At 64.9% G+C, this 12,055-nt stretch carries 10 protein-coding genes; 3 read left to right on the top strand and 7 right to left on the bottom strand.

Annotation, left to right across the window (positions count from 1 at the left end; all coding sequences use genetic code 11):
* Positions 1-4: 4 nt before the first annotated feature.
* Positions 5-1,351: a 3-phosphoshikimate 1-carboxyvinyltransferase gene (aroA, locus tag RID11_RS09015; RefSeq protein WP_350137910.1), complete on the top strand. Its 1,347-nt coding sequence runs from the start codon at positions 5-7 to the stop codon at positions 1,349-1,351.
* 119 nt (positions 1,352-1,470) lie between these two features.
* On the opposite strand, the gene RID11_RS09010 is transcribed toward aroA, so the two are convergent.
* The 3 genes from RID11_RS09010 to dapA form a co-directional block, all read right to left on the bottom strand.
* Positions 1,471-2,277 (bottom strand): mechanosensitive ion channel family protein, encoded by an 807-nt coding sequence (locus tag RID11_RS09010; protein WP_350137908.1) that lies wholly within the window; start codon positions 2,275-2,277, stop codon positions 1,471-1,473.
* A gap of 84 nt (positions 2,278-2,361) precedes the next feature.
* A complete protein-coding gene (gene mscL, locus RID11_RS09005) occupies positions 2,362-2,784 on the bottom strand; it encodes a large conductance mechanosensitive channel protein MscL (protein ID WP_350137906.1) in 423 nt (140 codons plus the stop codon).
* 157 nt (positions 2,785-2,941) lie between these two features.
* Positions 2,942-3,817: a 4-hydroxy-tetrahydrodipicolinate synthase gene (gene dapA / locus RID11_RS09000; RefSeq protein WP_350137904.1), complete on the bottom strand. Its 876-nt coding sequence runs from the start codon at positions 3,815-3,817 to the stop codon at positions 2,942-2,944.
* Between the two features lie 152 nt (positions 3,818-3,969).
* Between dapA and RID11_RS08995 the strand changes: the two genes are divergently transcribed.
* Entirely contained in the window at positions 3,970-5,922 is a 1,953-nt protein-coding gene (locus RID11_RS08995; RefSeq protein ID WP_350137901.1) for a lytic transglycosylase domain-containing protein, read from the top strand.
* Between the two features lie 7 nt (positions 5,923-5,929).
* On the opposite strand, the gene RID11_RS08990 is transcribed toward RID11_RS08995, so the two are convergent.
* Together RID11_RS08990 and RID11_RS08985 are read right to left on the bottom strand one after the other, a co-directional pair.
* Positions 5,930-7,564, bottom strand: a complete 1,635-nt coding sequence (locus RID11_RS08990) for an MFS transporter (protein ID WP_350137899.1) — start codon at positions 7,562-7,564, stop codon at positions 5,930-5,932.
* On the bottom strand, positions 7,561-8,247 hold the full coding sequence (locus RID11_RS08985) for a thiamine diphosphokinase (protein ID WP_350137897.1): 687 nt from the start codon (positions 8,245-8,247) through the stop codon (positions 7,561-7,563). The genes RID11_RS08990 and RID11_RS08985 overlap by 4 nt, the downstream gene beginning before the upstream one ends.
* Before the next feature lie 232 nt (positions 8,248-8,479).
* Here RID11_RS08985 and RID11_RS08980 point away from each other — a divergent pair, with 232 nt between their 5' ends.
* Positions 8,480-10,534, top strand: a complete 2,055-nt coding sequence (locus RID11_RS08980) for a hypothetical protein (RefSeq protein WP_350137895.1) — start codon at positions 8,480-8,482, stop codon at positions 10,532-10,534.
* Between the two features lie 182 nt (positions 10,535-10,716).
* On the opposite strand, the gene RID11_RS08975 is transcribed toward RID11_RS08980, so the two are convergent.
* Both RID11_RS08975 and RID11_RS08970 read right to left on the bottom strand, forming a co-directional pair.
* A complete protein-coding gene (locus tag RID11_RS08975; RefSeq protein ID WP_350137893.1) occupies positions 10,717-11,370 on the bottom strand; it encodes a ChrR family anti-sigma-E factor in 654 nt (217 codons plus the stop codon).
* A 10-nt stretch (positions 11,371-11,380) separates the two neighbouring features.
* Positions 11,381-12,049 carry a sigma-70 family RNA polymerase sigma factor gene (locus RID11_RS08970; RefSeq protein ID WP_350137891.1) on the bottom strand — a complete coding sequence of 223 codons (669 nt, stop codon included), beginning with the start codon at positions 12,047-12,049 and terminating at the stop codon, positions 11,381-11,383.
* Between the last annotated feature and the right edge of the window lie 6 nt (positions 12,050-12,055).

The following is a 12,055-nucleotide window of genomic DNA, read 5'->3' as shown; positions in this document are numbered from 1 at the left end:
GCCCATGTCCGGCCACGCCACGCCCGTTCCCATGACCTCGCACAGATCCGGGCCTCTCAGCGGTCAGGCGGATGTGCCGGGGGACAAGTCGATCTCGCACCGCGCGCTTATCCTCGGCGCGCTCTGCGTCGGCGAGACGGTGATCACCGGGCTGCTGGAGGGAGAGGACGTTCTGGATACCGCCAAGGCGATGCGCGCTTTTGGGGCCGAGGTGACGCGCGACGAGAGCGGCACATGGCATGTGCATGGCGTCGGCGTGGGGGGCTTTGCCGAGCCTGAACAGGTCATCGACTGCGGCAATTCCGGCACCGGGGTGCGGCTGATCATGGGGGCGATGGCGACCTCGCCGATCTGCGCCACCTTCACCGGCGATGCGAGCCTCAACAAGCGGCCGATGGCGCGGGTCACCGACCCCTTGGCGTTGTTTGGCGCGCAAGCAGTGGGGCGCGCGAGTGGCCGGTTGCCGATGACAGTGGTCGGTGCAGCCGAGCCTGTGCCGGTGCGCTACAAGGTGCCTGTGCCGTCGGCGCAGGTGAAATCCGCTGTATTGCTGGCCGGGCTGAACGCGCCGGGCGAGACGGTGGTGATCGAAAAGGAAGCGACCCGCGACCATACCGAACGCATGCTGGCCGGGTTCGGGGCCGAGATCGTCACGCAAGTGACCGAAGAGGGCCGTGTCATCACCCTGACCGGGCAGCCGGAACTTATCCCGCAAGCCATCGTCGTGCCGCGCGATCCCTCGTCGGCGGCGTTTCCGGTCTGCGCGGCAATCATAACGCCCGGTTCTGACGTGCTGGTGCCCAATATCGGGCTGAACCCGACGCGCGCGGGGCTCTTTACCACGCTGCGCGAGATGGGGGCCGATTTGGAGTATGAGAACCTGCGCGAAGAGGGCGGCGAGCCGGTGGCCGACCTGCGCGCGCGGTTCTCACCCGATCTGCGGGGCGTCAAGGTGCCGCCCGAGCGCGCCGCGAGCATGATCGACGAATATCCCGTCCTGTCGGTGGTGGCCGCCTTTGCGACGGGGCAGACCGTGATGCGCGGGGTCAAGGAATTGCGCGTCAAGGAAAGCGACCGGATCGAGGCGATGGCGGCGGGGCTGCGCGCCGGTGGCGTGACCGTCGAGGACGGGCCGGACTGGTGGATCGTGCATGGGCTGGGTCACGGGAATGTGCCGGGTGGGCAGACCTGTGTCAGCCATCTCGATCACCGTATCGCGATGTCGTTCATGGTGATGGGCATGGCCACGCAAAGCCCCGTCAGCGTCGATGATGGCAGCCCGATCGCCACGTCCTTCCCGATCTTCGAGCCGCTGATGGCCGCGCTTGGTGCGGATATCCGGTGCGGCTGAGGGCGAAGACTGCGCGATGACGGGGCAGGTGGGTCTGGCCTGGCCATGGCGCGGCGGCCTTCGGCCTTGTTCCGCGCCGGGTCTGCCAAACAAAGGTACGCTCAAGGCCAACCCTCCCCTCACCCCGCCTTCTCGACGTTCACCTGATGCGGATAGGGGATCGAAATCCCCCCGGCATCGAACGCCTCTTTCACCGCCTTGGTCATCGCGAATTTCAGATCCCAGTAATCGGCGGCGTCACACCACAGGCGCACCGCGATATCCACACTGCTGTCGCCAAGGTTCACGACCTGCGCCCATGGTTCCGGGTCGGCTTGCACCCGGGCATCGGCCCGCGCCACATCGAGGATGATCCCGATCGCCCGGTCCGCGTCGTCGCCGTAATCGATCCCGAAACTCAGGTCGCAGCGCCGCGTCGCGTGGTGCGAATAGTTCGTGATCACCGAACCCCAGGCCTGACCGTTGGGCAGGATGATCTGCACGTTGTCGGGGGTCGAAAGCTCCGTGAAAAAGAGATTGAGATCGACCACCGTGCCCGAGGTGCCGCCGATATCGACATATTGCCCAAGTTTATACGGGCGAAACAGGATCAGCATGAACCCCGCCGCCAGATCGCTCAGCGTGCCCTGAAGTGCCAGACCGATGGCCAGCGTCGCCGCACCCAGCACCGCGACAAGGCTTGTCGCTTCGATCCCGAATATCCCCAGCACTGCGACCAGCACCATCAGCAGGATCACCCATTTCACGATGGAGGCCGCGAAATTGCCGATGGTCTTGTCGATCCGGGGGCTTGCGTTGACACGGCGCCGCACGATCCCGCTGACGATCCCGGCAACTATCCAGCCAAGGATCAGAACGGCGAGGGCCTTGGCTGCCGCGATCACGAGCGGCCCATAGCCGCTGAGTTGGGTCATGAGGTCTTGCATCACTGTCTCCTTTGAGCCGTATCGAGGCGCGCCGGCCACGAAAAAGGGCCCGCCGTGAAGCGGACCCCCCGCCATGTGAGCGGCTTATTTCTTGAGAGAATCGCGGATTTCCATGAGGATGTCCAGTTCGCTGGGTCCGGGATCGGCTGCCGGGGCCGCCTCTTCCGGCTTGGCCGAGGCCTCCTTGGCGCGGTTCACCGCCTTGACCAGCAGGAACACGACCCATGCGATGATCAGGAAGTTGATCACGGCCATGATGAAACGGCCATAGGCAAAGACTGCGGCGCCGGCTTCTTCGGCGGCGGCGATGGAGGCGTATTCGCCGGACCCGAGCAGCACGTAAAGGCCGGAAAAATCGATCCCGCCCATGAACAGGCTGATGATCGGGTTGATGAGGTCGGACACGAGCGAGCCGACAATCGCGGTAAACGCCGCGCCGATGATGATGCCAACGGCCATGTCCATGACATTGCCCTTCGCTATGAAATCCTTGAACTCTTGTACCATGATCGTCCCTATCTCACTGATCCCGGCGGGTCTCAGGCCGCGCCACGTTGGCGGTTTACCATGAAATGCCGCGAGGCAAGTCTGAAAAACCCGCGTCGCACGGGGAAATTGCGCCGCGTGTTCCCCGGGATCGTGGTGTGAGAGGGCTACCGTGAGTTCAGTTGATCAGGCCCGCGTGGCGCATCCCGTCCTCGACCAGTGCCTTGACCGGATCGCTCAGCCCGACCAGCGGCGTGCGAACCTCTTCGCTGCACAGCCCCAGCCGCGACATGGCGTATTTCACGCCGACCAGCCCCGGCTCGGTGAAGATCGCGCGATGCAGCGGCATCAGCCGGTCCTGCAGTTCGAGCGCGGTGGCATAGTCGCCCGCCAGCGTCGCCTCCTGCACCTGCGCCACCAGCTTGGGCGCGACATTGGCGGTGACCGAAATCACGCCGACGCCGCCCTGCGCGTTGAAGCCGTGCGCCGTGGCGTCCTCACCGGAAATCTGGACGAACTCCTTACCGCAGGTCAGGCGCTGCGCGCAGACCCGTGCCAGATCGCCGGTGGCGTCCTTGACGCCGACGATGCGCGGCAGCTTGGCCAGTTGCCCCATCGTGTCGGGCATCATATCCACGGCGGACCGGCCCGGGATGTTGTAGATGACGATCGGCAGGTCACAGCAATCGTGCAGCGCGGTGAAATGCGCGATCATGCCACCCTGCGTGGGCTTGTTGTAATAGGGCGTCACCACAAGCGCGGCATCGGCCCCCACCTTGTGGGCATGCTGCATGAAGCGGATCGCCTCGAGCGTGTTGTTCGATCCCGCCCCGGCAATCACCGGAATGCGGCCCGCGGCAGCGCGCACGACTTCCTCGACGACGGTCTCATGCTCTTTATGGGTCAGGGTCGGGCTCTCGCCGGTGGTGCCCACGGGCACAAGGCCGTGGCTGCCCTCGCCGATATGCCACTCGACGAGTTTCTTGAGCGTGTCCAGATCCAGCTCGCCGTTCTTGAACGGCGTGACCAGGGCAGGAAAAGATCCTTTGAACATGACACGCTCCTCTCGTCGTAATCTGCGGGCCGGGCCCGCGGTGATCGGGTTCGCCATCGGCGGCGGATCGCGCATGGTGCCGCGCATCGTGAATGGACGCGGGCGCGCAGGATGCCTAGGCTGGCGACGTCTATCCTTCGGCAAAGCGGGAAATGCAAGAGATGTTGCGCGTGCTCACGCTGGTTTTCGGGCTGATTTTCCCGGTTTTCGCCGCCCAGGCGGCCGATTTGCCGCGCATTGCTCCGCGTCCGCTGGCCAGTGCGCTTGACGCGATGCAGGCCGGACGCTGGGAGGTCGCGGCGCGGCTTGCCGCGCGCGATGGCCAGGCGGCGGCGGATCTGATCGAATGGCACCGCCTGCGCGCCGGGCAAGGAGAACCGGATGAAATTCTCGGCTTTCTGGAGCGTAACGCGCATTGGCCCGGTCTGGATTACCTGCGCCGCCAGAGCGAGGAGGCGATGACCCATGCCGATTTCGATGATGTGCTGACGTTCTACGATGGCAACCGCCCGCAGACCGGCACCGGCGCGCTCAACCTCGCGCGGGCGCTGCTGGCGCGCGGACGGCAGGGCGAGGCCGAGGCGAGCGTGGTGCTGGCATGGCGGACGCTCGATCTGAGCAGCGCCGAGCATGACGATTTCCTGCGCGAGTTCGACATTCTCCTGCGCCCGCATCATGCCGCGCGTCTGGAGATGGCGCTCTGGCGGGGTCTGCGTGATGTCGAGGACATGCTGCCGCTGGTCAGTGCCGAGGCGCGCGCTTTGGCGGAGTTGCGGGGCAAGGTGAAGCGGGGCGAGGCGCAGGACCTGACCGAGGCACAAGAGAGCAACGCGGGTATCGCGTTCGAGCGGTTCACCCGCCACCTGAGCAACGCGCCGGAAGAGGCGATCGCCGTGCTCTTGCGTCAAAGCCGGGCCGAGGGCGGCCTTGGTGAGCCCGAGCGATGGGCTAGCTGGCGCCGCGCCCTTGCCCGGCAGAAGATGCGCGAGGGCGAGCCGCGTCTGGCCTATGAGATCGCGTCGGTGCATCAACTGGTCGAGGGGGCGAATTACGCCGATCTCGAATGGCTGTCTGGTTATCTTGCGCTGACCTATTTCGATGCGCCGGACCTGGCGCTGGATCATTTCCAGCGGTTCCGCGCGGCGGTCGGCACGCCAATTTCATTGGGGCGCGCGGGGTACTGGATCGGCCGGGCGCAGGACGCGCTGGGCGACACCGAGGCCGCGCAACTGGCCTATGGCGAGGGGGCGGCGTATCAAACCAGCTTTTACGGGCTTCTGGCGGCGGAAGAGGCGGGGCTGCCGGTGGATGACGCGCTGCGCGGGGCTGAGGTGTTCCCGCCCTGGCGCGCGGCAGAGTTTGCCAAAGGCGACCTGCACGAGATCGGCACGCTTGCGCTGAGGATGGGCGATCTGGGGCTGGCGCGGCGGTTTTTCATTCATCTGGCCGACAGTCAGGACCGGACCGGTCTGGGCCAGATGGGGCAGATGCTGGCCGAACTGGAGCAGCCGCATCTTCAGGTGATGCTGGGCAAGGCGGCGGCAGAGCGCGGAATCGTGGTCGAGGCCCCGTATTATGCGCTCCACCCGATGACCGGGATGGACTTGCCGGTGCCGATGGAACTGGCGCTTGCCATTGCCCGGCGCGAGAGCGAATTCAACCCGGTCGTGGTGAGCGGGGCAGGGGCGCGCGGTCTCATGCAGCTCATGCCCGGCACGGCGCGCGACATGGCGCGCGATCTGGGGGTGGAGTATGACCGCTCGGACCTGCTGACCGAGCCTGAATATAACGCGCGGCTGGGTTCGGGCTATCTGGCGCAGCTTGCCGGGCGCTTTGACGGCAATATCGTGCTGATGTCGGTGGGCTATAACGCAGGGCCGGGCCGGGCCGGGCAATGGATCGAGGCCTATGGCGATCCGCGCGGGCGGGGTGCGCATGAGATCGTCGACTGGATCGAGCACATCCCCTTCCGCGAGACCCGCAACTACGTGATGCGCGTCGCCGAGAGCCTGCCCGCCTATCGCGCCCGCCTCGGCAAGCCCCCGCTGCCCGTGGCGTTCACACGCGAACTGGCGGGGCGCAGCGTGGCCGCGTTGGGGGAGTGACTGCGGATCAGTCCTGCGTGCGCAGCCGTGAATTCTGCACCATGGCCACCGCAAGCAATGGCAGCCCCACCGTCACCAGGCTGACAATGATCAGCAGGATGCCGAGATCGGAATAATCGGCGGGGGTCGTCACCTGCCCGGTCTCGCGGTCCGTCACCTCGCGGGTGATGACGAACACGTTGTTGAGGTATTTCGTCAGCAGCGAACTTGCCGACAGCGCAAGGTTGGTAAACGAGGCCATGACGGCAAAGAACGTCGCCTTGAGATCGTTCGGCGCATTGCGCGCGATCCAGGCCAGCATCGGGATCATCGCGATCTGCCCGAGCGGCGATTCGATGGCCGTGTCGAGAATCGCGATAAAGCGTGCATCGACGACACCGCCGGTGAGCGGCGCGGTTATATCCTGAATGCCGTAATAGAGCCCGATATTGGGCAGCGACAGAATGCCCCCCGCCAGCGTCAGCAGCACCACGATATAGACAATCGGTTTACTGGCCATCAGTGGGCGCAGAATCACCATGCCCACGAGGGTCAGAACGGACGTGATCAGCGACAGGATCGACAGGAACTGTTGATCAAACCCCAGAACGTCGATGGAAAACCACGTATAGCCGTCACCCGGTCGCGGCACCGCACGGAAGATGAAGATCACTACAGCCGTGCCGATCAGCGCCCGTGCTTGCGCCTGTGTCAGCACCTTGATCAATTGCCGCATCAGGAGCAGCACGATCGTCATGGAGCCGACAAAGATGATCTCCTGCCCGTAGGCGATATCGCTCAGCCCGACGGCCAGCGAGATCGCGACAAAGCCCGCGCCGCCGATGAAATACCACGGGTTGGGCTTGGTGTCCTCGTCGGGCCGCTCGAAGAGGGCATCGGCCTCTGCGGGGTCGAGGCCACGCCGGATGAACCCCCGCCGCGCGCGGATCTTCTGGATACCCGCCAGCACCACACCCGACACCGACACCACCGGAATGAGCAGCGCGGTCAGGTAGATATTGGCGTAGATCTGCCGCTTGGCGTCGTCGGCCATCGCCTCGATGCCCGAAAACATCGATATGTTGAGCACCGCCACCGCCACCGTACCCGAAATCAGCGCGAACCGGCCAAGCGTCTGCATCGTGGTGTGCATGGCGCGCGATTGCTCCAGCCCGATCTCGCGGCCTTCGGCATCAAAGCGCGGCACCGCCTCGACCGACATCGCATCGGCCACTGCGTCCTGAATCACCAGACCGCAGGGCGCCAGCAGGTAAGAGGTGATGTACCACGCAGCCATCGGCATGATCGCGGTCATCATCTCGGTCTGCGTCAGCAGCAGATACATGATGAAGACCGACAGCCCGATCAGCCCCGCGCCGAGATAGACCAGCAGCCATTTCCAGCGCCAGATGATATCGACGAGGTGGCCAAGCGGCATCTTCAGCGCCCAGGGCAGCCCCGCCCAGAAGGCGAGCCCCGCCAGATAGGCCGCCGAGAGGTCGAGATACTCCTTCACGAAGAAGGTGCCCACGATCATTGTCAGCCCCGAAAAACCGGCGGCGAAATAGACCATCAGCGGCGGCAGGAAGGTCCAGCGCATCTGCCGCCCGAGATCGAAGACGACCGCGTCGATCCAGCTTCCGATCCGGCCTGCCGCACTCATCTCGGGTTCGCCCCTTCGGGCCACCGGGCCGCACTTTCGGCTAGGGCGGTCACCACGATGTTGAGCCTGTCCACCGGCAGCATCACCAGCATCTTGGGCGCAGTGATGGTCAGATGCACCGGCCCCGTGGCCGCGTTCGACGTGCCGACCTGCCCGTCAGGCGCGAAATTCAACCCGCGCAGCGGCCATTGCAGCCCGTCGGACAGACCTTCAACCGCACCCATCGGAAAAAGCGAGACGCGACAGCCCGCATCGAGCGGCAGGTGGATTGCGGGCGGGCAGAGGAACACCAGATCGGTCTCGCCCAGCAGGACACAGCGCTGTAACGGATAGCGCACCAGCGTGTTGCAGGCCGCAAGCTGATGATCGATCCGATCACCGCAGAACCCGACGCCCAGAATCAGAGGTGCCGTGACGCTGCGCAGGCATTTGTCGAAATCGGTGCTGTTCTGGTCGGGCATGGGGTGCAGGATGGCCTCGGGCAGGGCAGCGCGTGCGTGGTCCGAGATGCTGTCGAAATCGCCGATCACCGCGCGGGGCGTAATGCCATGGGCAAGCGCGCGGTCTGCCCCGCTATCGGCGGCGACGACCAGACGCGCGACCTCGAGCGCCTGATCGAACAACTGGTCGGAAAGGCCCGCGCCGCCGACAAGCGTGATTGGATCGCTTTCGTGAACAATCATTTATCGCAGCCCTTATCGTTGCCTTAACTCGTCTGATGACACATTCTGACCATGAAATGATACGGTAAAGATCGAAGAATCGTGCCGCTTTGGTCTTGGCGGTCATGGTAAACACTGTCTTTGCAGGCAAGCAAAGCGAGCTTTAAATATGGTTGGTTCAAGTAAAATTCTAACAGTCTCCTACGGTACGTTCTCGTGCACGTTGGAAGGTTTTGACGATTCATTCGACACGATGAAGGCGATTGCGGAATATTTCCGCGATCTGGCCGCCGATGACCGCTATTTCGGGGCAGAGCCGCCCACGCCGGATGCCGAAATGCTGGCCCGGATCGCCGAGCGCGAAATCTCGCGCCGGGTCGAGGCGCATGAACATCAGGGCCGCATCGTGCTGCGCGCCGACGAGGGGCAGACCACACGTCAGCACGCTGCCGAACCGCAGCAGACCGCCGCCAAGGCGACACAGCAAGAAACCGCTGAAGACGCACCAAGGCAAGAGACCGCCGCGCGCACCGCCCTTGCGGCACCGCTGGCAGACCCGGTCGCGGAGCAGTCCAGGACGGAGGCCCCACTCGCCGAAGACATGCCCGCCGACACCGTGGCCGAGGCCCCGGTTGAGCAAAGCACCCCTGCGGTTGCCGCGCCTGAGCCCGAGGCCATGGCCGAACCGGAGCCTGAACCCGAGTCAGTCGCCGAGATGGAGCCCGAGGCTGTCGCAGACCCCGAGCCCGAAGCACCATCGGAACCCGTAACGCCCGAACCCGTCGCCGAGGAAGTGCGCGCACCGATTGCCGCCGACCCCGACAGTTTCGCCGCCAAGCTGCACATGATCCGCTCTGTCGTAAGCGGCGACGCGTCGTCTGCAGATGATCAATACAGCGAGGACGAGCACGCCCAGGATTTCGTGCAGCCAGAGACCGACGAGGCCGCCTTCTGGCCTGATACCTACGAGGAGCCCGACACCTACGAGGATGACGCGACGGCGGACGTGAGCACAGAGCTCGACGATCTTGTCGAGGATACCGCCCCCGAACCGGCGGAAACTGACAGCTTCGAGGATACGCTGGCCGCACTGATGTCAGATGCGCCTGCGGAACCCGAGGTGTCGGCCACGGCGGAGGTCTTGCAGGACGAGACCGCCGAGGATCTGCCAGAAGAGCTCGCCGAAGCGGAGCCGGAACCCCTCGCCGAGGACGACACGCCGCGCGCTGCGCTGGACGCCGACGACGCCCCCGAAATCGCTGCAGAGCCAGAGGAGCCGACATCCGCCCCCCAGGCCCCGGTTGCCCGCGTCATGAAAGTCAAGCGCGCAGAGCTTGAAGAGGTGCTCGACCAGGGCTTGTTCGAAGAGGATGAAGACGAGGCAGAAGACGACGACGCCGACAATCTCTTTGAGGAGACGGAGGCCGCGCTTAGCCCCGAGGACGAGGCCGAGCTTCAGCGCGAACTGGCCGAGGTCGAGGCGGAATTGACACCGGACGCGGCGGCAGAGGCGGCAGAGGATGTGGCCGACTACGCAGAAGATGCCGCAGAAGACGAGCCGACCCCGGTCGCAGAGGCCGCAGGCCCCGAGATTGAAGATCCCGCAAAAGACACCGATTCCGGGCGCCGCAAACTCGCCCGCGCCGAGGCCGGAGACGACCTGTCGCGCATCTTTGACGAGACCGACACCCAACTCGAGGCCCCGGCGTCCAGCCAGCGGCGCAACACCATCCAGCACCTGCGCGCCGCGCTCGCCGCGACCCGCGCCGAGAAACAGGCCGGATCGGAACTCAAGCGCGATGTGGATGATACGCCCTATCGTACGGACCTGGCTGATGTGGTGCGCCCGCGCCGTCCGCAGGCCGTGGCGTCCGAGGCCCGCAGCTCGCGGCCGACCGAGAGCCACCCCGCGCCACTCAAACTGGTGGCCGAGCAACGCGTCGACACACCGCGCAATCCGGTGCGCCCGCGCCGCATCTCGGCAGCCGATGTCCATGCCGAGGTTGAGGCCGACACAGATGGCGGTTTCGTCGCCTATGCCGATGAAATGGGCGCCACCGCCCTGCCTGATCTGCTGGAAGCGGCGGCGGCCTATCTCGCCGATGTCGAAGGCCGCCCGCAATTCTCGCGCCCGATGCTGATGGGCAAGCTCAAGGAGATCGAGAAAGACAATTTCTCGCGCGAGGATGGCTTGCGCTCCTTCGGGAGGCTGCTGCGCGAGGGCAAGCTGCAAAAACTGTCCGGGGGCCGCTTTGCCGTCACCGAAGAGACCGAGTTCCGCACGCAGGACAAGCGGCAGGCGGGCTGATCTGGCAGACCCGGCCTGCGCCACGTTTGACCACCACAGGACAAAGAACAGCACCGCCCGCGCGGTGCTGTTTTCATTTTGGGTGTGCTGTCAGAGGTGTTCGTCCGAGAGGGTAGATTACGCGCCGGCCGGCTCGTCACAGGCTGGACAACAAATTCGGCCCGCCCGGCGCGCTTGGCGCCTCAGATCCGCAGGAACGGCTGCGCGAGGCGCGGCATGATCGAGCGGAAGCGCAGCGGCGCATCGGTCGCCGCGAGACAGATGCAATCCGCCCCGATATCGGCGACCGGGGTGTGGCTCAGGTCTTCGTTCGCCACCTCGATATCACCGGGGCCGAAATGATCGACCTCGTCAGCGAATGCGCCCTGCAGGACCAGTGTCAGTTCGGTGCCGCGATGGCCGTGATCGGGCACCGAGGCCCCGGCGGGGATATAGAGCAGCCGCGCGGTCGCATCGCGCGACGTCGGCAGAATAACCTGTTTGACCCCCATGCCGACGGACCGCCAGCGCACGCTCTGCAGATCGCCCCCGACATAATCACGCAGCGGAGCGGGCAGATTATCGGCTGCCGTTCGCGGCGCGGGTTTCTCGACAGGCGCGCCACCCCGAATAAGCGCCATCGTCGCCGCCAGACTGTCGGCCCCGACCTCGACGGCTTCGCTGCGGTCCAGCAGCGTGCCACCCACCGTATCGAAGGAGGCCAGACGCGCACGGCAGTCGTCACACATCGAGATATGCGTCGCCACCGTCAGGCTGAACGCCTCGGGCAATGTCCCTGCCGAATAGGCCATAAGCAGGGCGTCGGTCAGATGATGTTTGATCGCGGGTTGTGTCATGGCATTCACTTCATTTCATTGCGTGGCGCAAACGGTCCAGCGCCAGTCTGATACGGGATTTGATCGTACCGAGCGGCAGCCCGGTCTGTTCGGCGATTTCGGAATGGCTCAGATCGCCGAAATACGCCTTTTCGATCAGCACCCTCTGTTTCTCGGGCAGGGCGGCGATTGCGTCACCCAGTTGGTCGCTTTCCTGTTGCAGGGCCAGCACATCGGCCTGATCCGGTTCCGGGTCCTGACCCCAGGGCAGATCCTCGGGCTCGGGTCGTTTCTGTTTGCGCAGTGCGTCGATCTTGCGATTGCGCGCGATGGTAAAGATCCAGGTGGCAGCTGATGCGCGCGCCGGATCGAACATATGCGCCTTCTGCCAAAGGGCAGCCATCACCTCCTGAGTGCACTCCTCGGCCAGGGTCGCATCCGCACCGGAGCGCATCAGAAATGCCTTTACACGTGGCGCGAAATGAGCAAACAGCCGGGCAAAGGCTGCCTCGTCCTGCGCGTCACGAATACGGGCGATACAGGCCACCCAATCTTCGTTTTCAATTTGTCGTGTCGTTCCGTTCTTCGATGTCACGATTGCCGTTCCTGCCACCTTGCCCGCTCTTGATCGCCTCCTATCATGCGTCGCCGACACGGGCGAGGGCGCTGGTGCATCAATGAGTGCGGCATCGGTGTACATGAGGTT

This window comes from Roseovarius sp. (genome assembly GCF_040219995.1).
Lineage (GTDB): Bacteria > Pseudomonadota > Alphaproteobacteria > Rhodobacterales > Rhodobacteraceae > Roseovarius.
Note: the sequence above shows the minus strand (reverse complement) of the source record. Positions and strands in the feature narration are given on the sequence as shown.

Bases quoted from the DNA above. Each gene is read 5' to 3' on its own strand.
- RID11_RS08980 (WP_350137895.1), top strand. From the start codon at position 8,480: ATGAAGGCGATTGCGGAATATTTCCGCGATCTGGCCGCCGATGACCGC.
- RID11_RS08990 (WP_350137899.1), bottom strand. From the start codon at position 7,564: ATGAGTGCGGCAGGCCGGATCGGAAGCTGGATCGACGCGGTCGTCTTC.
- RID11_RS08995 (WP_350137901.1), top strand. From the start codon at position 3,970: ATGCAAGAGATGTTGCGCGTGCTCACGCTGGTTTTCGGGCTGATTTTC.
- RID11_RS08985 (WP_350137897.1), bottom strand. From the start codon at position 8,247: ATGATTGTTCACGAAAGCGATCCAATCACGCTTGTCGGCGGCGCGGGC.
- aroA (WP_350137910.1), top strand. From the start codon at position 5: ATGTCCGGCCACGCCACGCCCGTTCCCATGACCTCGCACAGATCCGGG.
- dapA (WP_350137904.1), bottom strand. From the start codon at position 3,817: ATGTTCAAAGGATCTTTTCCTGCCCTGGTCACGCCGTTCAAGAACGGC.
- RID11_RS08970 (WP_350137891.1), bottom strand. From the start codon at position 12,049: ATGTACACCGATGCCGCACTCATTGATGCACCAGCGCCCTCGCCCGTG.
- mscL (WP_350137906.1), bottom strand. From the start codon at position 2,784: ATGGTACAAGAGTTCAAGGATTTCATAGCGAAGGGCAATGTCATGGAC.
- RID11_RS09010 (WP_350137908.1), bottom strand. From the start codon at position 2,277: ATGCAAGACCTCATGACCCAACTCAGCGGCTATGGGCCGCTCGTGATC.
- RID11_RS08975 (WP_350137893.1), bottom strand. From the start codon at position 11,370: ATGACACAACCCGCGATCAAACATCATCTGACCGACGCCCTGCTTATG.